This is a genomic window from Corynebacterium sp. EPI-003-04-2554_SCH2473622 (assembly GCF_001665955.1).
Classification (GTDB): Bacteria; Actinomycetota; Actinomycetes; order Mycobacteriales; family Mycobacteriaceae; genus Corynebacterium; species Corynebacterium pseudodiphtheriticum.
Genome location: NZ_LZMN01000072.1, coordinates 25427 through 47851 on the forward strand (window position 1 = coordinate 25427; position 22425 = coordinate 47851).

The following is a 22425-nucleotide window of genomic DNA, read 5'->3' on the forward strand; positions in this document are numbered from 1 at the left end:
TCTTGCTGTTTAATTTAGAAGTTTTCTAGATCACAAAACAGGGACTTGCCGACGGTTATGTCTGAAATACGAGACGGATATGTGCCGCGGGTTATCCCGGATTGCCATACATGCGTGATGAAATGTCGCGCGCAGCAGAACTCAGGTGATCTCGTAATTGTTCGAATTGCCCAGCACGCAAGCTATCCACCGGATACGTCACTGCCAACGCCGCCGCGGGACGCTGCAAATGATCCAACACCGGCACCGCAACACTGGCCTGCCCCCTGCTTACTTCTTGCACTTCCACATCAAATCCGCGTTCGCGGACGTCGGCAAGATGTTTTTGAAACGCTCCCCAACCTTCTGCCGCATCCGATGCCGAGTAAACCGCACGATATTCCGTTTCCGGCAAGTGCGCGAGCATAGCTCTCCCCGAAGCCGTGCCCACCGCTGGCAAGCGGACCCCCACCTGACTAATCAACGACACCGCCCGCGCAGCACGCGTTTCCTGCAAATACACAATCTCAGTGGCAGACAAGCGGGATAAGTGCCCCGATCCGCCTGCCAAACTGGCGGCTTTATCCAGGTATTTCTGACTTAATCGCACCAAAGGCTGCTGGGTCGTATAGGCATTTGCCATGGAATACGCAGCCAGGCCGAGACCATAGGTGCGTTCACCAGAAAGGTGGACAACAAAGCCAGCCTCGACCATCTCCGATAACAGGTGGTATGTGGTCGAACGCGGAATACCCAGTTCACGATGGATGCGCGCTGCGGAAATCGGCACATCGATGGTAGAAAGCAACCGCAAAATATCTAGCGTGTGGCGTGCTGCAGGAACCTGCGGGGAATTCATGATTTTCAGACTAACGAATGGTGCTACAACAACAAATACGCAATCGGGGTGGCAATGAGAATCGTCAGCGCCACGCGTTCAAACCAGATGATCACGATAGAAGTCAGGGAAATCGGGATACGGGTAGCCATGATGCACGGAATAAGCGCGGAGAAGAAAATGATCATCGAGATAGAGACCACGCCGACGACGAACTTCGCCACCAGATCTTCCGCGCCTGCCATGCTGGCCGCAGGCAGGAACATTTCTGCAATACCAGTGGCCATCGCCTGGCTGGCATCCATGGTTTCTGGCAGGCGCACGACCCAGGCGAACGGGTAGAACAGATAGCCTATCCACTCGAACACCGGGGTGAATCGCTCCAGCAAAATGCCACCCAGGCCAACCGAGAGAATCGATGGCACGATGGCACCAGCCATCTTGACTCCATCCACAAAGCTATCGCGCACCGCCCGCCACAGGCTAGGGGCATTTTCCAGGGTATAAAGAGCCTCATGCCAAGCGGCTTTAAACCGACTCCCATTGACTTCTGCTTCTGGCTCCGGAGTCGCGCCCTCGTGATAATCATCCGGAATACGCGACAACGGCGGAATACGTACGGTGATTGCGGTGACCAGGAAAGTAACGACTAGCGTGACGAAAAAGAACGTGGTCCAAATTTCCATGAGGCCGAGTGCATTAGCGACGATGACCATGAACGCTGCGGAGACCGTCGAAAAGCCCGTGGCAATAATGGCGGCTTCTTTCGCGGTATAGCCACCGCGCTGATAAACGCGGTCTGTGATCAAGATGCCCAGCGAATACGAGCCAACGAACGAGGCCACCGCGTCGATAGCCGAACGGCCCGGGGTTTTCCACAGCGGGCGCATAATCGGCTGCATGAGTACGCCGATAAATTCCAAGAAGCCATAGCTGACCAGCAACGCGAGGAACGCCGAGCCAATCGGAACAATCAACCCGACCGGAGTGGCAATCTTTTCCCAGAGAAATGGCACCATGTCTTCGTCGCCAAGCACCCACGGCAGCGCATCCAACACCGCCAGCACCGCGATAATAAAACCGATAACATTCGTGACGACGAAAATCGCAGCGAGCGTGCCTTCTTTCCAGTTTTGATTATAGATGGAACGAACAGCACCAAAACCGGCCAGAGCCAGGATGATCCACGGAACGATGGCGGGCACACTGTCCCGCACGATCGTAACCATGTGGTCGAGCGGGATCGAGCTTTTGTCTTGGTAGGTCAGTGGGAAGAAAAAGACGAACGCACCAATGGCGCTGTAGACAAACAATCGCCAGATATTTTTCGGGACCGGCGGGTCAGTGTGCCCAACGCTTGGCACGTTGGTGACGTGCTTCGGTTCTGGAATGGTCGGCGACACGGCTATTCCCCTTTGCTCTACAGCTGGACTCGGCAGCTGGTTACTCGTTACTACGTATTCACTGTTTCCGCATCACATACCGACGGTCGTGCGCGATAGATCAACGGAATGAGTGATACCGATAACATTAGGTTTTGTTGAACAGTGTGAGCAAGACAATACAAAGGGTGCGAGTCTGGGATCACAGATTTTCGTAGGCTACGGTGTCGCCGCCAGTGTCATCGCCGTCCGGTTCCAATTGGTGGAATAAATCCAGGCTCCACCAACGATTGGGATACTGTCCCGGACGAGGTTGAAAGCGCGTTGTGGCAACAAGCTGAGTCCCGGGAAATAATGGAAAAACAAGGAAAATGCCTAAAAGTCGCAGTGTCTGAGATATCAGGATTGATATGAAGAACACGCATAGTTTTTCCTTTTTATTGTTTAGACAAGTTCGAAGAAATAGAAGACACCAATAGAAATGAAGACAATGCCAGGCAGAAAACGAACAGCAGGAATTCGGGCCAGAGGCGAATTCACTGCTGCTTTCAACAGCACGGACATCATGAGAAATACCAGCAGAGTCACCACTAGCAGAAGGCCGAGAACCAGGGATTTCTGGCTGAATTCTGTGTAATGGCTCATCATTTGAGTAAAGAAAGAGGTAAAGAAAACCAATGCCTTTGGATTCGAAATGTTGGTGACAAAACCCAATCGAAGCGACTTAGCCCATGTACCGGTCCCTAGCGATCGCGCCGAAGGAATCGATTCTGCCACCACTTGGTCGCTATGATTGCTTGCTGGCCTTGCTGCATCACGGAGAGCCAGAACACCCAATATCACGAGAACCACGCAGCCGACCATCGGTAGCGCAACTCGCAGAGTAGGAACAGCGACCAACAACGCTTCGATACCAACCAGCGAGAGCACTGACCACACTGCTACTCCCAGCGCAGCGCCGAGAGCCGTCCAGAACCCCGCACGCAGACCATACCGCGAGGTTTGCAGGCCGATAGAAATAATATCGGGCCCGGCATCGCCATAACAAGGGCCCAACTAAGAAAATCAGCTAGCACTCTCGTCTCCCTTGGCTCTTGTTGAGCTCCACGCGGTGAGAAAATCAGATATACGAAAAATCCCCAGCAGCGCTAGGCGCCACTGGGGATTCATTGAATATTGGTAGCGGGGACAAGATTCGAACTTGCGACCTCTGGGTTATGAGCCCAGCGAGCTACCGAGCTGCTCCACCCCGCGTCGGATGATATTCAATTCATCTGTCAGCTAAAGGCCTTCACTTTCGTGCACCTTCGCGATCTCTCGCTCACTGACAAGATGTAACTATACATGCCATCGCTAGATATGCCAAATCCCGCCATGCGCTGGGCACACAGCGGGATTATCAACGATCGTAAAGCGATATCTTACTCACGTTGCATCGCTGCCAATCGTGGTATCGCTAGTTCTGCGACTGGTAGTTTTCCACCGCACGGTCCAAGCGATCCAGCGCACGTCCGTATTCCTCGAAGGAACCATCCCGCGCCTTCTCCAGATCACGGAGAGCATCATTAATAGCGTCGACGCCTTGGCCACTAGCTGGCGGGGTTGGACCAGAACGATCCGCAGAATCGCGATCCGAGTCAGCATCTTTGTCGCTGGAAGTCGAAGCACCAGCCTCTGCAGTATCAGCCGCATCAGCATCATCGGAGGAACCACGGGAACTGTCCTCGTCACCATCGACCAGGTCGATATCCTGTGCCGCCTGCGAGTCGATGCCTACCTGTTCCAGCGCCTCACCAATAGTTGGTGCATAACCAATGCGGCCCTTGTAAGAAACCAACACACGCAGCAGCTTCGGGAAGGCCGAATCTTGGTCTTTACGCTCGGCGTAAATCGGCTCCAAGTAGAGGATTTCACCGCCGCCTACCGGCAAAGTCAGCAAGTTACCGTTGTAGAGCTCGTTCGTGCGCTCCCACAGACCACGGTCACCAGCAACCTGGTCAGACGACATCATCGCATCCTGCGCCTGGCGCGGACCTTGCGTCTGCGTATTCGTCGGCAAGACACGCACGGTGATGTCACCGTAGTTTTCCGGATCCGAAGACACCGTCATGTGCGCCGACAGGAATTCACGCTCCAAACCACGGAACGGAGTAACCATCTGGAAGCTGGACTTGTCCGGGTTTTCTGGGTCCGCAGCCATCACGTAATACGGAGGCTGCGGCAACTCCTGGGATTCCGGCTGGGTTGGGTCCAGAGGAACCGACCAGAAAGCATCGTTGGAGAAGTACACGCCTGGGTCATCCACGTGGTAGCGCGCGAGCAAGTTGCGCTGCACCTTGAAGATATCTTCTGGGTAGCGGAAATGTGCACGCAGCTCATCAGAAATCTCGGATTCATCCTTCACGGTGTCCGGGAATACTCCGCGCCACGCATCCAATACCGGGTCTTCGGTATCAAACTCGTACAGCTCCACGGTGCCGTCGTAGGCATCCACGGTGGCTTTCACCGAGTTCCGGATATAACCAATGCGGTCATTGATCAAACGCTGCTCGGTGCCATCCGGGTTCAGTGCGTCGCGAGTGGCCTGCGACAACGACATCTCCGTGCTGTAGGGCATCGCATCCAAGGTGGTGTAGCCATCCACGATCCACTTGATCTTGCCGTCGACCACAGCCGGGTAGGTGTGCGAATCGGTGGTCAACCATGGGGCGACCTTTTCGACGCGGGCACGTGGGTCGCGGTCATACAGAATCTTCGATTCTGCACCAACACGGTCCGACAGTAGGAAGTTCATCTCCTGGTATTTCGCGGCATAGATCGCACGCGTGAACCAGTTGCCAATACCTACCCCGCCTTCACCGGTGTAGGTATACGACGAAGAATCAGTGTCGTATTCCACGTCGTTGCCAGTGCCTCCAACAATTGCGTAGTCCAGACCGTCTTGGGCCGAGGCAATGACCGGGCCGTAGTACACACGCGGCTGATCCACCTTGATGCCGAGTTCTTCAGCATCTTCGTCCTCGGCACGGGAAGCCAAGGTCTGCAAGTCAGAAACCGTGTATACCGGGAAACCACCACGGGTGGAACCAGCGGATTCTGCGGCTTCGTTGATGGTATTGGCTTGCGCTGCTACGAAACCGTTGCCATGGGTGTATACGGTGTGGCGGTTAATCCAAGAACGCTGGTTTTCCCGTAGTGCATTCGGATCCAACTCACGAGCGGCCACCACGAAATCACGCTGTTCCCCGTCGATCTCATAGCGGTCCATGGACAACACATCAGGGAAACCGTAGAAGTTACGCAGTTGTTGTTGCTGGGTAAACGTCGGCGCCAAAATGTCTGGATCGAGCAGACGCAGGTTGGAAATGGTGTTTTCGTCTGCAGCGACGTCGTCATCAGAGACTTCTTCCGCGCCCCAGTTCGTTTCATACTCCACGTTGGTTTCATCGATGTTGTAGGCGAAACGGGTAGCCTCGATATTGCGCTCAATCGATTGCGCTTCTTTCAGCGCGCGGTTCGGCTGCACAGAGAACTGCTCCATCAGCATCGGCCATGCAGTACCAACAGCGATAGAGGTCACCAGCATCAGCACCACGGCCAGGCCAGGGATGCGCAGATCCTTGATCACGACAGCCATGAAGAATGCGACGGCCACCAGCGCAGAAACCACAATCAGAATGATCTTGGCCGGCAAATCTGCATGCAGGTTGGTAAACGAAGCACCAGCGAAAATATCGTGCTGGTTAAACAAAATGGTGTAGCGATCCAAGAAGTAGCTGGCAACCTGCACTAGCATCCACAAACCGGCAATAACGGCTAATTGAATGCGCGCAGGCTTCGATACCGAGCCCTTTACCCCCGCTGCCTGGCTACCAACGCGGATCCCACCCAGGATGTAATAGCCCACCAGCGAGAGCACAAAGCTGATGATCAAAAGCACGCTCAGCGAGGACACCAGAATATTCAACAGTGGCAGGTTAAAGGCATAAAATCCCAGATCCATACCGAATTCTGCGTCTTCACGGCCAAAATCACCGCCGTTTAAAAACAACAGAACCGTGCGCCAGTAGGCCTGGCCCATGAACCCTGCCGCGAGTGCGATAATCAACGGTGCACCATAGAGGAATTTGCGCATCGTCGCAGCAATGGAATCTCGGTACTGGTACACCGGCGAATTGACATCCGCCATCGAGACATCGCTCGGACGGTTCTTCCAGGTAAGCCAGCTAATCAAGAAGGTTACAAGACCCGCGACGATACCGAAGGCGAAAAACAGGATGATGCGGGTGATAATCGCAGTGGTATAAACCCCACGGAAATCAACCTCACCAAACCATTGCCAGTCGGTATACAGTGACACCGCGAGCGGGCCGACCGCGAAGAGCACCACGATAATACCCACGAGCCACGATAAAATTCGCGGCGGTTTACGCAGATTAGTTGACGGTTGGTTAAGGCTGCTAGCCAAGTCCAACTCCTTTAAAATAATCGAAAATGGAAAGCGTTATAGTGATCTAGCTTAGGCAATAGTCGACCGAAACAAAAGCACTAGCCAATCGAAGAAAAAGGACGAATTTCTGATGAATACGCAGCAGATAACTCAGCCAATGCTTAATCGCGCGATGATGGAAGCCGTCGACTTCATTCACCCAGAAGGCTGGGACTGCCCGCCGACGCTTTTCGCCTTGGTGCCCACTAGTTTGCTCGCCCAACACGCAGTGGACGTCGACGACGACTCTCCCCTAACCCTCGTTGTGCAAGATGACCTGCCGAGCAATATTGAACCCGGCTCCGAGCACCTGGCCGACTATGTCTCGCGAGTTATCTGGCCAGACAACGTCGTCGGTGCGGTTTTGGCACAAGAGATCAAGTTCAAGGACACAGCAGATTCACAGAGTTCGAAGCCACGGCCTGCGCGCCTATTTTCCGGCGTGATCCGGGAAGAATTCGCCGCCACCAATAATTCGGATTTCGTGGTCGACGAATTGCTTGTCGACGACGCCGACGACTCCGGCGACGCGCAGACCACAGGAACAGAAGGTATAGAACAGACCTTGCTACAGTTACGCCCTACCGAAGAAGAGCTTGCCGACGCCGGCCCGTTCGCCGAAGACGATATCCAGCTTCGCGGTGGCCCTGGTATTGCTCCTGGTGTTATCGCCGCCTTGCGGCATGGCTTAGACCAAAATGGTAGTGGCGTACTCTAAAGTCTCAATAGTCACAATAGTCTCAACCAGAGATTGAAAGTTTTGCCGAACCCGGGAGTTGTCGTGTCCGCCATCTTTTCTGCTCGCACTTTTCGCAAGCGAGCTGTCACACTCGCAGCCAGTGCAGCCCTACCACTAGCACTCGTGTCTTGCTCTTCCGAAGGCGGCAACTCCGATAATTCGGCACACCCAGGAACCTCCGCCACCACTACTGCTGCAACGTCGAGCAGCACCACTTCGAGTAGCGAAACCACGACCAGTAGCACGTCGACAAGCAATACAACCAACACTGCTTCTACCAGCACTGCACATACCAGCACCACTGGCGCAGAAGGATCTGCTGCAAGCAGCGCCAGAGTCGCGGCAGACAAATCCCCTGCCTCGACCGGAACTTCGACGCAATCTGCACAATCTAGCAACCCCGTAGAACTACCGGAATCAGTAGAAAATGCCTACGAAATTTTCGGTTCCTTGGTTCCACGGTCCTTATTCGAAGAATTCGACACCTGCGAGGCCGTCGGCATGCAAAGCTACTACAACTGCACCGGGGCTTCGGTGGGACAATTCCAATTCACTGAATCAAAATCCAAGGCTGTCTCTACGCTGCAAACGCTAACCGAGCTGCGCACCTCACAGGTCGTGGACGATTCCGGTGACCGTGTCGTCGGTTGGTCCTCGTTGGGTTCCACGGTGATCATCACGGTGGTAAGCACTGAATCCGGCCTGGTTATGCAGCACATGATTTCTGGTGATGCGGAAGAACCAGAGCAAAAAATCAAAGAATTAGGGTTGGCAAACTAGCTAATTCCCCTGGCAGAAATCGGCTTTTATAGCTCCGCCGCGCAGGTCTCGACTTCACCACCGTGGGCAAAGGCATCCATCGCCGCAATGGCATCATCCAGGGTGTCAACTTTCGCGATAACCATGTCTCCGTGATCGGCGCGAACGGCTTCCGCACAGTTTTCTGTGGGCGCCAAAAACAATTCTGCACCCACCTCGTGTGATTTCGCTACCTTGTGCGCAATCCCTCCAATAGGCCCAACCTTTGAACTAGCAGAGATAGTTCCCGTACCAGCGACGAACTTCCCGCCTGTGAGGTCACCCTCGCTGAGCTTGTCAATCACTGCCAAGGAAAAAATCATGCCTGCCGACGGGCCACCCACATCTTGCAAGTTATACGTGACATTAATGTCAGCATCCGGGACCGAGGTCATGGTAATTCCCAGCAATGCCTCGCCCTTAGCATGTGGATTTTCTAAAAGTTCGACGTCTTCGTCGTGTTTTTCACCATCACGCTCAAACTCCAAACGGATAGTTTCTCCCGGCTTATGCGAACGCACCGCGTTTTGCACATCTTCGGGAGCAATTACCTTGCGACCGTCGACTTTCACTAGTACGTCGCCGTCGGCAAGCTGCTTGGCACCGGCAGAAATGTCCAATACTTGGGCAATTGCTGTGCGCGTCGGAATATCCAAATAGTTCAACGCCGCCACCGTGGCCGCATCTTCCGAAGCCGTAAACGCTGCCTCGTTTTGTTCCTGGAATTGCTCACGATTGGTGCCTGGCGGATAAATTTTCTCGATCGGCACAATCGTGTCACCCGACCCGATCCACCGCCCAAAAGCTTGTGCAACAGTCATATTGGTGCGCACGGAAACCGTCGTCATGTTCAGGTTACCTGCAGGGTTTTCGTCCACCGTAAAATCTTCACCGGCTTCAACAGCAACCACCGGGGTTCCGCTGACCTCACTCAAAGTATTAAACGTGGGGCCTTTGCCTTCAGCGGCATAAGGAACCGCCAAGGAAATATTGGTGCCGGGAATATGGTCCATGCTAACCAATGCACCGAGGATGACCACAGGAATGGCCCCCAACGCAACCGAGCCCAATCCAGGTTTTTTCGTGGTGTCAGCATCGTTCTTCTTGGCAGCATCATTCACGAGTCACAGACTACCCTGTTCGCTGTCAGCGTTGCGATTTCCAGAGCCTGCCACAAGCAAAGCCGCCGACATCTTCTGTAAGTTGGAGACATGACTAACGGATTCGGATTTTCCTTTCCCAACAGTGGCAACGGTGATGACGACGATGACCGTAACCACAACAGGCACGGTGGCGCCGGTGGTCTCGGCGATATGCTGAACCAATTCGGCCAGATGCTATCTGGCATGGGCTCGTCGATGAACAACAGCAGCGACGATTCCCCAGTCAATTACGACATGGCCAAGCGCATCGCCGGCCAGCAAATCAAATCTGCAACAAAAATTTCTACCCAAGACACCAAAGCGGTAGAAGAAGCAGTCCGGCTAGCCGAACTGTGGTTAGACGATTCCACCAACTTGCCGACATCAGAAAACCGGATGGTTGCCTGGAACGCCGAAGACTGGCTACAGCAGACTCTTCCGATATGGAAACGCTTTGTTGATCCAGTAGCCAAGCACATGAACAAGGCCCAGCTGGATTCGATACCAGAAGAAGCCCGGCAGATGATGGGCCCAATGTCGAACATGATGGGCCAGCTTTCCGGAATGAACTTCGGCATGCAGTTAGGCCATGCGTTGGGTGATCTTGCACAACAGGCGCTAACAGGTTCGGACTTCGGCTTGCCGGTTGCGCCGACAGGCACCACAGCGATTTTGCCGCATAACATCCAATCCGTCGCGCGCGATCTCAACGTGAAAGGCCAGGAAGTTTTGGTCTACATCGCCGCACGAGAAGTTGCCCGCCAGCGCCTGTTCAAACATGTACCGTGGTTGAGTGAGCGTCTAGTGTCTTCCGTCGAGGAATATGCAGTGGGCTTAGTTATCGATACCAGCCATATCGAAGAGGCCGCGCGCGATCTGAACCTGGAATCCGGTGACCCGCAAGCAATTCAAAACGCGATGCAGAATCTGCAGGGCATGGACTTGTCCCCTCGGATCACCTCACGCAACACTGCGGCTGTCGCGCGCTTGGAAACCTTATTGGCTCTTATCGAGGGCTGGGTCGAATTCATCGTTGGCGAAGCGCTACAGGACCGTATTCCTTCTACCCAGGCCATGGCCGAAGCATGGCGTCGCCGCCGCGCTTCCGGGGGATCAGCAGAAAAAGCCTTTGAAAAAGTTGTTGGTATTGAACTTAGCGCACCGCGAGTAACCGACGCTGCGGAGTTGTGGCGCCGTTCCACCGTTGCAGTGGGCATCGATCGGCGGGACTCGGTTTGGGAACACCCAGACTTTTTGCCGCAACCAGAGCACTTGGATAATCCTGCCGCATTCATCGATGGTTTATTAGATGACAGTGACGACCAGGAATTCGAGGCCGAGTTCGCGAAGCTGGAAGAGATGCTGCGCAGTGAGGACGTCAAAGAAAACGGCAGCGCTGAAAACAACAGCACTGAAAACAGCGGCGACGGTACCGATTCTGAGGGAACCAACGACCAAGACGGTTCACGCTAATATGGTGTGAGTTAGACCGCACAACTCTCGGGGGGGATTGTATGGGAGACGAGCAACACCGGTTTTACTTCGCGCCCGGTGTGCGCGTTGTCCAACGTGATGAAAATTGCCTACAGTTTGGGGTGGATTCCACCCGCGTGGGCATCATCGAAACCACACGGCCAGAGACATTAGCCACAAGCTTGCATGAACTTCCGCGTCTGTTTAATCGTAAGGATTTTTCCATCGCCAGCCACAGCGCTGGATTAACCCAACCTGCGGCGCACAGTTTATTTGACGATTTGCTGGCCTACGGCATCATTCGTCCAGCGCTATCCCGGCCAGTAATTGTCCTCGGTACCGGGTTTTTGGCAACAATGCTGCGCAACGCACTAACTGATGCCGACTTTCTGGTGCGCTCGCCTTTGCCAGGCGAACCAGAAGAAACCTATCTCAGCATGCAAAACGCCCAAGACAACAATGTTCCAGTGCTCGTGGTTGACCGGTTAGCAGAGACCACCACTATGGCACCGCTATTGTTAGCAATGGCTCGTACCTGGATTCCTGTCTCGTTAATCGATGCCACTGGTGTCGTCGGCCCTATTCATATCAACGCGATGGGTCCGTGCCCACTATGCATGGAGTTGCATCGCACCGACCGCGACCCCACGTGGCACGCTGCAACCCAAGGTCTGCGGTCACATCAGACAAGTCCGGGCAGCACAGCGTCACCAGGCAGCAAAGCAAACAAAGGAAAGAAAATCGCCGACGGCAGTATGCAGCACTTCCCCACTGCAGCTGCGCATTCCACGGTCGCACACGTTATCGTGACTTTGGAGAGCTTCTACGAGCTCAGCCCACCACCCGGGGCTTCTCCACACAGGATTCATCCCGGCCAGCTCTACGAATTAGATCCCTATGCCCGCCCGCAACAGCGCATCGTTGATAACCATCCACGTTGCCCAGAATGTTTTATGCATACTGACGGACGATATCGAGCAAATCCTGCCCAAACAGTTCCGCCTTTTTCTGGCCTATTCCGCTGATCGCATAAAGCTCATCCACCGTGGTCGGCAATGCTTCACTTATTGCCTGCAAAGTCGCATCGGAAAAAATAATATACGCCGGGACCTGTTCTTCCCTGGCTACCCGAGCCCGCCAGCCCCGCAGCTGGCCAAAGAGGTCTTCGTTTCCAGGCGATTCACACTCTGCATGCCTACCCACGACTTTCTCGCCCGGGGTGGTCAAAGCTTCCCTACACACCCGGCACTTTTTCGTCTTCCGCACCCGAGCCGCCGACGGCTCCTCACGGGTACTCTGCGCGACTAGACCATCCAGAAACCTGGTTCGTTTGCGGCTTGCGCGGCCACCTTCTTGCCGGGCAGGCGCCCAGGACAATGCCAGGTGTTTCCGTGCACGGGTAATACCAACATAAAACAGGCGCCGTTCTTCCTCAATCTGTTCATCACCGGCATCAATCGCGTAGCGAAACGGCAATAATCCTTCGGTAAGGCCCGCCAAAAAGACGGCATCCCATTCCAGTCCTTTCGCCGCGTGCAAGGTCACCAACGTCACGCTGTCGACGGCCGGAGGTTGTTTATCCGCGGCTCGGCGGCGCAGCTCACCCAATACGACTTCTAAAGAGTCCGTGTTCCGCAGCTGCACGATATCTTCCACCAGGTCAACCAAAGCACGGAGCAATTGCCAACGCTCACGCTCTTGTGCGCCATCGGGTTCTTGCGTCGAATAGCCCAGTGGCGCCAACGCCGCCCGCGCAATAGCAACAGGGTCCGGTGGCAGATCGTTTTGCAGGTTGGCACGAATTAGCTGCTGCATGGCATCAACGATCACGCGATTTTCGAAAAAGCTCGTGCCACCGCGAACTTGGTACGCAATGCCGGCGTCGGCAAGGGCTTGCTCCAGCACCGCGGACTGGGCATTGATGCGATACAGCACAGCGATTTCTTTAGCTGGGACACCTTGGTCTAGCAACGTGAGGATCTGCCCAGCAATCTCACGGGCTTCCGCTGGGTCAGACTCGAATTCACGAAATATCGGCTCTGGGCCGGGTTCACGCATACCTTGTAACTCCAGGCGTGTGCCAGCGATCCGGCCTTTCGCTGCACCAATCACCTGATTTGCCAAAGTAGTGACCTGCGGGGTGGAACGATAGTCTCTTTGCAGCTTAACGACGTGCGCGTTGGGGAAATGCCGCGAAAAATCCAGCAGATACTGTGGCGTGGCGCCGGTAAATGAATAAATAGTCTGGTTCGCATCACCAACGACGGTGAGGTCGTCTCGATCGCCTAACCAACCTTCCAATACCCGCTGCTGCAACGGCGTAACGTCCTGATATTCATCAACGACAAAAGTGCGGTAACGCTGCCGGAACTCTTCGGCCACGGCTGGAGCATTTTCCATGGCGCCGGCAACGTGCAGTAGCAGATCCGAAAAATCCAGGTGCATGCCTTCGTCGCTGGTTTTCAGCTGCTCGTAGCGCCGGTACACCTCCGCCACTTGTTCCGCGGGCAGCGGTGGAGTGCGGTCAATGCTGTCAACGTATGCGGCATAGCCATCCGCACCCAACAGGCTGGACTTCGCCCACTCGATCTCGTTGAGCAAGTCGCGGATAGTGTCTTTGCTTGGGGTATTCGTTACCGAGCGTGCGGCGCGAGCAACAACGGGAAAGGCGCTGTCCAGAAGTTTCCATTTCACATCACCGGCGATTTGTGGCCAGAAATAGCGCAACTGACGCCGAGCCGCGGCGTGGAAAGTCATCGCCTGGACTCCCCCAATATTCATACTGGCAAGGCGATCACGCATCTCACCGGCCGCGCGGGAAGTATAAGTCAAAGCCAGCACGCTGTTAGTGGTGGCAAAGCCTTGATCAATCAGGTGCGCAATCCGGTACGTGATGGTTCGAGTTTTACCAGTGCCGGCGCCAGCAATGATCGCAACCGGACCCCGCGGTGCCGTAGCAGCCGCACGCTGATCGTCATCCAACACATCCAGATTCACCATTGGCTAAACCCCTATTCGTTTCCACCGGATTCTTTGCTTTTCAGCTCACGTTGCTCATCAATATGGCGACCGTGGCAGTCCCCGGAGGTATCAGTCACTTCTCGACTCTTAGATTCCCGGTGCGATTTATCTTTCACTTGCTTGGCTTTACCTCCAAGACGTTCCATCTCGCGTTTTTCGTTCTGCTTCTTCCGTTCTGTCTCATCGCTTTTGCGGATGTACAGCAGGCGGTCTTGTGCACGTAGCTCCAGGGTTTCATCCATATCCACACGGTAAACCCGATCATTACGAATCACGCTGAGCACAATATCCGATAAATGCCGGGGATTGGCACCAACCTCATAGCTAGCAACCGGGCGCTCTGCGACCGAGAAGCCTTCCGAGGGCGAAAGCAGATCATCCATCATTTTCACCACCGATGGCGTGGACGTCGACAAGCCCAACAAACGGCCGGCGGTTTCTGAGGAAACCACAGTGGAATTTGCGCCAGATTGCAAAAGGAGGTGCCGGTTTTCTACCTCCCGCACTGCAGCGGAAATCTTTGCCTTTTTATTCATTTCTCGTGCCGACAAAGTGGCCAAGACATTAGTGTCGTCACTATTGGTGGCCACAACGACGTTTTTCGCACGTTCGATACCAGCGATTTTCAAGACATCCGACTTTGTCCCTGAGCCTTGTACAGTCACCACTTCTTGTGCTTCTGCTACGCGCAGGCAGGCACGCTCTGGGTCCACAACCACAATATTGCGCACATCGGTACCGTCATCGAGCAACGCCTGCATCGCGGATTGCCCCTTAGTACCAAAACCGATGATGATTGTGTGATCGTGCACGTGTTTTCTCCATTGCTGAATCTGGAACGTTTTGCGTGAGCGCTCCGTCAGCACAGACAAGGTTGTGCCGACGAGCAAAATTAGGAACATTAACCGGGCTGGGGTAACCAAAAGGATATTGGTTAAGCGGGCACCGGTGGTGACAGGAACAATATCGCCGTAGCCGGTCGTTGTCAGCGAAATAGTCGAATAGTACAACGCATCAATGAGATTGAGTTTTTCGTTGTAACCATCTTGTCCGATATAGACAACAGCAGCGACACCTGTGACGATAGCTGCTGCCAGCATGAACCGGCGCAAGATCAGAAAAAATGGGTGCGTTCGCATGCCTTCGGGGATATGAATGACATCCTCTAAGGCATAATTCGGCAGCGAAGTCAGCTCAAATCGCCGCAGCTTCGCTCTGATTCTTCCGCGCATTGCTGTGTTCTAGTTTCCTTTATTATCACTGTGCCCAGCAGTTCCTGCCCCATTCTCGCGCTGCAGCATGCTCGCAAGCTGTCCAGCATCTGGGAGTTGCTTGGGTTCGAAAGTGTAATTATCCATGATGTAGTGGAACGCCGCACGTACCGGTTTTTCGGTGCCACTGAGGCGCTGCCATGCTTCACGATAGACCGCCAACTGAATAACCGCCGAACGCATCTGCTCGCCTTGCGGTGGCCTGCCGGTTTTCCAGTCGACCACCATCCATTCATCTCCCAAATCGAAGACAGCATCCATACGGCCGCGGACGACGGAACTTCCCAAGCTAAATTCGAAGCCTTGCTCAACATTCGTCGGGGTTCTATCCGCCCAGGCGCTAGCAAGGAAAGCATCTTTCAATTTGTCGAAGTCTGCTTCCACGTTTTCTTCACTACCGGGCAGCTCCGTCTCATCCAAGATCGCGTTGGCGCCATAGCGATCTTCGATCCATTGGTGGAATGCTGTACCTCGCTTGGCATAAGCATTTGGCTTAAACGGAACCGGGCGACGTTGTCTCCGAGCGAATTGAGTCGGATTATCACGCAAAGCAACCAACTCGGACGCAGTAAGCTCACCTGGTATTTCTACATCAACGATGGGTGCAGAAAGCGCACGGTGTTCTTCAATAAGCGCGGTGGCTTCGCGTTCCCACAACGAGAACAACTCACCGCCTAGTGCCGGGGTTTCTTCATCAGTTCCTAGGCTTCCCATTGCTTGTTGCACTAGCTCAGCGCCACGCCGAACTTCCTCCCGAGGGCGTACTGACGGAAATTGTGCAGTGAACCCGGTTAGAACTTCTTCGACACGCTCTTCATTAGGAGTCGCCCTATCGAGCAGTACGGTTTCTCCCATCTCTGTGGCAACCTTAGCGTCCGTCACGTCCCGAAGTTCATCGGCGTCGTCGTCAAGCTGCCAATGCACAATCGTGATTGGTGGCTGTTCTGCCTTCCGCTCGGCTTCTTCTGCACGCTGCTGGGCATAGCGATGCATCTCTGCAAAGTGCTCATACGGGTCCTTCTCCGACCCTGTGACCACCAGTTCATCTTCAGCCCGCGTTAATGCTACGTAAAATAAACGGGAATTTTCTTCCGCATCCACTCCTTTTTGCGCAGCAACAAATGCCTCACCGTTGTTCTGGAATTCTTTACGATCTTCGGCTTCGAATAGTTGCGGCCAATCATGATGTGGAGTACGCGCAGCATCAGTCAAAAACGTACGAGTTTGCGCCTTGTAGGTGCTGGAATCAGCGTGACACACATACACCGAAGAAAACTCCAGGCCTTTCGACTTATGCGCAGTCATAATCTGTACCCGATTGTTTGCCTTCGGTGTCTCACCCGATGCTAACGAATCTTCGTGTTCCCGCGCTAGCTCAGCATAATCAAGCCAAGCTGCGAGGGGTTCACCGTCAAATTCAGCAATGGCTTCTAAGGCTCTGTCCAAGTGCACTGCCCCCGCACGCCGGTGTGTGAGCACTTCCGTACGGAGATGGAAGGTATCAATGATGTCAGCGAATAAATCACTCAACGGCTTGCCCAGACAATAGGTGCGCAAATAACGAAGCTTCGAGGACAATTCAGCTATGCGTTCTAATCCCTCTGCGGAATAGCGTTCCGGCTCACCGAGATCTGCAATCGCGTCAGTCAGGCCAACTGTGTGATCGGCTTCTTCCGCTAGGGCTTGCGCTAATTGTGCTTCCAGTATGTCTTCCGGCAACTGTGGTTCATCTACTGCTTGCATGTCGCTAGACTTCTCTGCTTGCTCGGCAATGCCCGAAGTAGACTCCTCTGGTTGTCGCAAACGACCAGCCAAGTTTTTCGCACGAGCAGCCAAGGCTTTGATATCGACCATCCCCAACCCCACCGCAGGTCCAGAGACGATGCGCAATGCTGCTGTCCAATCATCTGGCCGCACCAGCATCGTTGCGATCGCCATCATGTCTGCAACTTCCGGGATTTCTAATAGGCCGCCCAGGCCAACTACCTCATACGGAACACCTCGTTCTTCTAAAGCTTCTGCAATGACCCCTGATTGCTTATTCTTCCGCACAAGTACTGCGGCGCTGAAACGAGCATGTGGGTCATGCTCGTTTCGTTCCAAGTATTGCTGGTATTTCTGGTGCAGGTTTCCAGCAACCCACGAAACTTCTTCCTCCGCATTCGGCCAATACCCAAAACTCACCTCTCCGGTTCCCGCCCCGGCGCGTGGTTCCAGCGGGGCGACAGGGCGATCTGGGCCTGTTCCCAACACGGCATGGGACACTGTATTGGCAATGTCTAACACGGTGGACGGGTTGCGCCAGGAAATGGTGAGTTCTTTGCTGGGAGCAGGCTGGTCTCCCTCAGCTCCAACTGGGAAATCCTGAGGGAACTGTGCCAGGTTTTCCGAGGTGGCTCCACGCCAACCATAGATTGCCTGCATAGGGTCACCGACTGCAGTTACCGTCAATCCTTCGTGTGGGGTATTACCGAACAAGTTGCGCAAAAGGACCCGTTGGGCATGCGAAGTGTCTTGGTATTCATCGAGCATGACTACCTTCGTCTGCCGTCGTTGTGAAACGCCTACTGACGGATGTTGTTGGGCTAACTGTGCCGCAGCGGACATCTGTTGGGTAAAGGTGACTGCATTACGCTCTATGAGTTCGCGTTCGAGTTGCTCGATCATCGGCAAATAATCGATGCGCAGTTGCTGGCGGTCAACCCAGTTTTGGACATCTTTATTGAGGTCTTTCCGCTGCCGTGGTGCTCGCGGCAAATATTCCACCTCAGCGAAAGCGCGCGCACATTCGCGGAAATCATCGGCGAAGCTCAGATTATTCGCCATGCGTTCAAATAAATCCAGCAATTCCGTAACGATGCTGGATTCTTTTTTATCGGTCTCTAATTTTCCCTCATAGTTACGCACCACGGATTGTGCGATGGAGACCAAATGTGCACGAGTAATCAGCCGGGAAGTAGGCTCGACCGGCAGCAAAAGACCATATTCACGCACCAAATCCCCTGCATAAGAGTCATAGGTAGACACCCGTGGCGCAATGGTTTCCAGATTCGCACGCAAGCTCCCATCCGGATCTATTTCTGGCAAGCGTGGGGAATCACGCAGCACCTGTAACCGGTCGCGAATACGTTTAGCTAACTCTTGTGATGCTTTGCGTGTGAACGTAAGACCAAGCACTTCCTCGGGCAAGGCGTAGCGGTTGGCGACCAACCAGACCACGCGAGCTGCCATGGTCTCAGTTTTTCCGGCACCGGCGCCAGCCACCACCAACAGTGGTCCAGGTTCTGCACCAATAATTTCGGCTTGTTGCTCTGTCGGAGCAAAGCGTTGTCCCAAGATCTCCGACAACAGCTGCGGGCTGACGATCCCGGAATGTTTGTGCCCAGTGTGCGTCGCATTAGACATTGGTGATCACTTCCCCTTCTCCCTGTGCTGGACAAACTGGACGCAGTGAGCAAAAGTCACAATGCTCCCCGGGCCTTGCTGTGACCGTCGGCCCGGATAATTCCTCAACCAAAGGTGGTAGCTGTGCCTGAAACTCTTGTAATTGTTCTTCGTCCAGGCGTGGTTGTTCCCGCGTACCGGCAGCTTTCGCCCGTCCCATCGGGTAGAGCAGCATCGCCATACCAATCTCGACCCCGTCACCGGTAACCACACGCACTTCTTGCTTCTGATCCGTGATCAGCTTTCCCTTACTCAACGCGAGCTGGTACGCGCTTAGCTGGGGATTTCTCGCGGTTTCGTGAAAACTCGGCATTGCCGAGGACGACGAAGTTTTCAAGTCCACAATCACGTAGTTGCCTGCCTCGTCTTTCTCTAAACGATCGATGCGGCCACCGATGGAAATTCCCGGCATAATTTCAACAAAAACATCAACTTCGCTTCCTACGTATTCCAATGCATCACGTGTGCTCACTATCCACGCTTTGCTGCGTTCGAGTAGTTGCGTAAATCGAGCCTTCTCGGCAGCTTGGCGCCATATAGGACCACGGTAAGTCTCTTGATATGCGGCTTCTGTTTTTATCTGTGCCCATTCAGGGTCGACCCCGCGCCCGAGTGCTTCGAAATAAGCGTGGACCAATGTGCCCTGTCGCATGGCATCGGTGGAGGTGGAATCACCCAGCTTTTCGACGACCTCCCGCATCGGGCAATCCAGCAGCCCACGGATCCGTGACGGTGACAATCGGGTTCTCTCGGGTTTTGGCACTTCCCCAGCAACGGTCTCGGTGGCTGCCCACCACTGTGCCGGGTCTGCACCAGGAACTCCCGCTTTCGCCATACGCGCTAGTTGCCTTGCTGCTTGTTGGGTTTCTTGTTCCCCGGAGTTTGGAGAACACACAACGCGACGTAATTCAGCAACCAGAGCCGATACGGACAATACCCGAGGTACTGTCAGCCCGCCGGTGTGCGTCTCGCCTGCAGTATCGGCACCGGATTCTGCATCATAAGGCTCCTTAGCTGCAGCAGCTGCTCGCTTTAGTGCCTCCTCCTGATCTTGTGCGGTAGCAGCCGAGACTATCCGCTCTGGTTCCAAATCAAATTTCAGGCACCAAGCATGAAAAAACCGGGACGGTTCAATAATTTCGTCGGCATGTGGTGCGTATACCGCTGTCACGATTTGCAGCGCGCGAGCACGACTGGTGGCTACTCGGAAAAGACGACGTTCTTCACCCAAACGGTCTGTGGCATGTGAAACATATTCGTCGGGAGCGATGCCGTCATCCAGGAAATCCACCAAATCTTCCTGGCCGAACAGCGATCCGGTCTCTGAAAGATCTGGCCAATTTCCTTCTTGTACACCGCTGACCACGACGGTATCCCATTCACGACCGATTGTCCCGTGTGCGCTGACGATTTCCACGGAATCTGTGCGCGAGCCACGTCGCTCACGCACACCAGTAGGCAGTTCTTGTTCCACAATATGCTGCACGAAGGTTTCTACGGATGCGTCCGGGCGGCGTTCTACAAAATCGCCCGCGGTATCGAACAGTGTCATCACCGCATCCAAGTCCCGGTCTGCCTGCGAACCGGCTGCTCCACCACGCAATGCAGTCGCTGCCATACGGCTAGATAGCTCTGTGGCATCCCATACTGCCCACAGGACGTCTTCAACGCTACCGCCCTGCAGTGCTTCTCTGCCAGCTTGAATTACGCCACGAATGCGCACCAAAATATCAATTTCGCGTTCTGTAAGCAGTTCGGCAAAATCAGGTAAAGCTTCGTCAGTGCTCAGCAAATGCACCAAGCTATCAATGCCGCGTCGCTCCGGGTTGAAACGACGCAACCCACGTATCAGCCGACGCAAAGTAACCGGATCTGCTCCGCCCACCGGGCCAAGCACCAGCTTTTCCATCTCTGCACGGCTCAGATCTTCCTGCAGCGCCCTAATTCCTAGTAACAGGTGTGCAACGACGGGTTGTTCTGCCAACACGGTATCGGTGGGGCTGATATACACCGGCACCCCAGCCGCCAATAACGACCGTCGAATGCCTGCCATATCCGCGGAAGAGCGCACCACTACAGCGATATCTGACCAAGAGATGCCATCATCGAGATGACGACGCCGCACCGCATCCACCACCGCAGCGCTGTTTTCCGTCCCGGAATCTGCCACTAAAGCCCGCCGCTGCGGGCTGCGGTGCATGTCTCGTAATTCCACCGACTGGTCCGCCGACAACTGGTCAAAAAATTCACTGCTCGCACCGCGGAAATGAAAGATTGCATGCTCTCTATTACCGCCGACAACAGCAAGATCGCAACCATCAATCAGTGTTTGCACCAAGCGACCAGCAGTGGGATCAAGTAACTGGGCATCGTCAACGATAATGGTATGCCATGGACTGAGCTCCCGAATCTCATCTAAATTACGCGAGACCTCAGCCATCAACTCCGCGGCCGAATACCGGTAGGTGCCCTCTAGCTCCATCATTTGCGTGTATTCCCGCAAAAATTGCGCGGCAGCCGTCCACATCGGACGCTGAAATTCCCGGCCCAAATCTTCCAGTTGCTGCGCTGATACTCCACGTTCTACTGCCCGCAACAAAAAATCCCGTAGCTGTCGGCCAAAACCAAGATAGCTCAGGGCGGGTCGCACATCGACGGGCCAATCTACTGAACTTACAGCAAGCTCAGACTCGCTTCCGGCAGCGGCCGCGGAGTATTCCTGCGCTTGCAGGCGCAGGATCTCACGCATCATCGCGTCTTGTTCAGCGCCACTGATTAGCCGTAGGGGTAAATCAGTAACCAGGCGCAACAAACCAAAAGCTACCGAGTGGATAGAACGAACCAATGGCCCCTGCGAATAATATTGCGAGACTTTCTCCGATAATTCCCGCCGCAGCCGGGCGCCCGATTCTTTCGATGGTGCGATCACCACAATGCCAGAAGGGTCTTTGCCTTCTGCTAAGCACTGTTCCACTCGTTCCACAGTGGTATCGATCAAAAAAGATGAGACACCGGAACCCGCTGGACCAGTGATTTTCCAGACCCCGGCTGCAGGCAGCTCTACAGGCCATTGTCGTTGTTGAACTTGTCGGGTGTGAGATACCAGCCTGACTTCCGGGTTCGGATGCATTCTCCTCATGTACTACAGCATGGCATACGCCCGTGACACGAGAAGGTCTTCGACCCGGTTAATATGCGAACGTGTGTTTGCTTTCGCCTCGGGGTGCAGGTTATTCACGTGCCGACGATAAGCCACCGCACGCAAAAGCAATTGATCGATGTCGCGAATATGCGCAAAGCGATCACAAATAGAATCATCAACCGCTCCGGCGATCATGCCGTCAACAATTACCAGCGCACAGGTATAGCCCCGCGGACGCAGAGCTGCCGTCGGCACGAGATCCACAATGGTCGGTGGCAAGAGGTGATGGAAAATCGTAGAGGCCAATAAATCAGCATGCCCGACGCAGAGCTCAGTATCCGGAGCCAGGCTCCGATAGGCTTCCCCAGTTTCTTGCCACGCGGCGGCTTCGGCGCGAGCAAAAACATCATCCCGCTGCGCGGTTGGTGCAGGCACAGAAGCCAAACTATCGGCCAACTTCAGTGCTAACAATGCAATTTCATCAACCCGCCGCGCCAGGTCTCCTTGGCTCCAGGCACTAGCTTTCCAGCCAGCCACTGTGTAGCGCCCATCAGTAGACAAAATCGGCCGAGCAATGCGCGCTCCTTCCACAGATAAACCGGCTCGCACCTTGGCCGACCACAATGCAGTCGGGGTGGCTTGCGAAAGCGCCATGTCCCCAATTTTTGTTCCGTTATCCCAAGCATGCCCCAACGGAGCTGGGACTT

Annotated in this window: 15 protein-coding genes and 1 tRNA gene; 4 read left to right on the top strand and 12 right to left on the bottom strand. The window is 54.5% G+C overall.

Features of this window, described 5'->3' with window-relative positions; genetic code table 11:
* Window positions 1-91 precede the first annotated feature (91 nt).
* The 5 genes from A5774_RS07870 to A5774_RS07895 all read right to left on the bottom strand — a co-directional run bounded on the left by A5774_RS07870 (window position 92) and on the right by A5774_RS07895 (window position 6634).
* Complete coding sequence (locus tag A5774_RS07870; protein WP_021353689.1) at window positions 92-838, bottom strand: IclR family transcriptional regulator; 747 nt, start codon at window positions 836-838, stop codon at window positions 92-94.
* Window positions 839-861: 23 nt separating this feature from the next.
* Window positions 862-2220 (bottom strand): nucleoside recognition domain-containing protein, encoded by a 1359-nt coding sequence (locus tag A5774_RS07875; protein ID WP_156519588.1) that lies wholly within the window; start codon window positions 2218-2220, stop codon window positions 862-864.
* 423 nt (window positions 2221-2643) lie between these two features.
* Window positions 2644-3255 carry a LysE family translocator gene (locus A5774_RS07885; protein ID WP_064834223.1) on the bottom strand — a complete coding sequence of 204 codons (612 nt, stop codon included), beginning with the start codon at window positions 3253-3255 and terminating at the stop codon, window positions 2644-2646.
* Between the two features lie 121 nt (window positions 3256-3376).
* Window positions 3377-3453 (bottom strand) — tRNA-Met (locus tag A5774_RS07890).
* 202 nt (window positions 3454-3655) lie between these two features.
* On the bottom strand, window positions 3656-6634 hold the full coding sequence (locus tag A5774_RS07895; RefSeq protein WP_064834291.1) for a UPF0182 family protein: 2979 nt from the start codon (window positions 6632-6634) through the stop codon (window positions 3656-3658).
* A gap of 145 nt (window positions 6635-6779) precedes the next feature.
* Here A5774_RS07895 and A5774_RS07900 point away from each other — a divergent pair, with 145 nt between their 5' ends.
* Complete coding sequence (locus tag A5774_RS07900) at window positions 6780-7406, top strand: PPA1309 family protein (protein ID WP_021353684.1); 627 nt, start codon at window positions 6780-6782, stop codon at window positions 7404-7406.
* Window positions 7407-7417: 11 nt separating this feature from the next.
* Here the strand turns inward: A5774_RS07900 and A5774_RS11325 are convergent, their stop codons facing one another.
* Window positions 7418-7777, bottom strand: coding sequence for a hypothetical protein (locus A5774_RS11325; RefSeq protein WP_156519589.1), 360 nt, complete (start codon window positions 7775-7777; stop codon window positions 7418-7420).
* 100 nt (window positions 7778-7877) lie between these two features.
* On the opposite strand from A5774_RS11325, the gene A5774_RS11330 reads away from it, so the two are divergent.
* Complete coding sequence (locus tag A5774_RS11330) at window positions 7878-8207, top strand: hypothetical protein (protein ID WP_052013833.1); 330 nt, start codon at window positions 7878-7880, stop codon at window positions 8205-8207.
* A 26-nt stretch (window positions 8208-8233) separates the two neighbouring features.
* Here the strand turns inward: A5774_RS11330 and A5774_RS07910 are convergent, their stop codons facing one another.
* Window positions 8234-9346 carry a PDZ domain-containing protein gene (locus tag A5774_RS07910; RefSeq protein ID WP_231892389.1) on the bottom strand — a complete coding sequence of 371 codons (1113 nt, stop codon included), beginning with the start codon at window positions 9344-9346 and terminating at the stop codon, window positions 8234-8236.
* A 90-nt stretch (window positions 9347-9436) separates the two neighbouring features.
* Between A5774_RS07910 and A5774_RS07915 the strand changes: the two genes are divergently transcribed.
* Together A5774_RS07915 and A5774_RS07920 are read left to right on the top strand one after the other, a co-directional pair.
* Window positions 9437-10840, top strand: a complete 1404-nt coding sequence (locus A5774_RS07915) for a zinc-dependent metalloprotease (RefSeq protein WP_064834225.1) — start codon at window positions 9437-9439, stop codon at window positions 10838-10840.
* Window positions 10841-10881: 41 nt separating this feature from the next.
* A complete protein-coding gene (locus A5774_RS07920; protein WP_064834227.1) occupies window positions 10882-11865 on the top strand; it encodes a hypothetical protein in 984 nt (327 codons plus the stop codon).
* On the opposite strand, the gene A5774_RS07925 is transcribed toward A5774_RS07920, so the two are convergent.
* From A5774_RS07925 to A5774_RS07945, 5 genes are read right to left on the bottom strand one after another with little or no spacing between them, the layout of a single operon-like run.
* The gene (locus A5774_RS07925) at window positions 11792-13840 is read right to left on the bottom strand and encodes an ATP-dependent DNA helicase UvrD2 (RefSeq protein ID WP_064834229.1); all 2049 of its coding nucleotides are present in this window, start codon (window positions 13838-13840) and stop codon (window positions 11792-11794) included. The two genes, A5774_RS07920 and A5774_RS07925, sit on opposite strands and share 74 nt — an antisense overlap.
* A gap of 11 nt (window positions 13841-13851) precedes the next feature.
* Window positions 13852-15093, bottom strand: a complete 1242-nt coding sequence (locus tag A5774_RS07930) for a TrkA family potassium uptake protein (RefSeq protein WP_027017981.1) — start codon at window positions 15091-15093, stop codon at window positions 13852-13854.
* A gap of 9 nt (window positions 15094-15102) precedes the next feature.
* Entirely contained in the window at window positions 15103-18537 is a 3435-nt protein-coding gene (locus tag A5774_RS07935; RefSeq protein ID WP_064834231.1) for a UvrD-helicase domain-containing protein, read from the bottom strand.
* The gene (locus A5774_RS07940; RefSeq protein WP_082936164.1) at window positions 18530-21715 is read right to left on the bottom strand and encodes an ATP-dependent DNA helicase; all 3186 of its coding nucleotides are present in this window, start codon (window positions 21713-21715) and stop codon (window positions 18530-18532) included. Before A5774_RS07940 ends, A5774_RS07935 begins: the two co-directional genes overlap by 8 nt.
* 3 nt (window positions 21716-21718) lie before the next feature.
* A complete protein-coding gene (locus tag A5774_RS07945; RefSeq protein WP_231892390.1) occupies window positions 21719-22372 on the bottom strand; it encodes a hypothetical protein in 654 nt (217 codons plus the stop codon).
* Window positions 22373-22425: the final 53 nt, after the last annotated feature.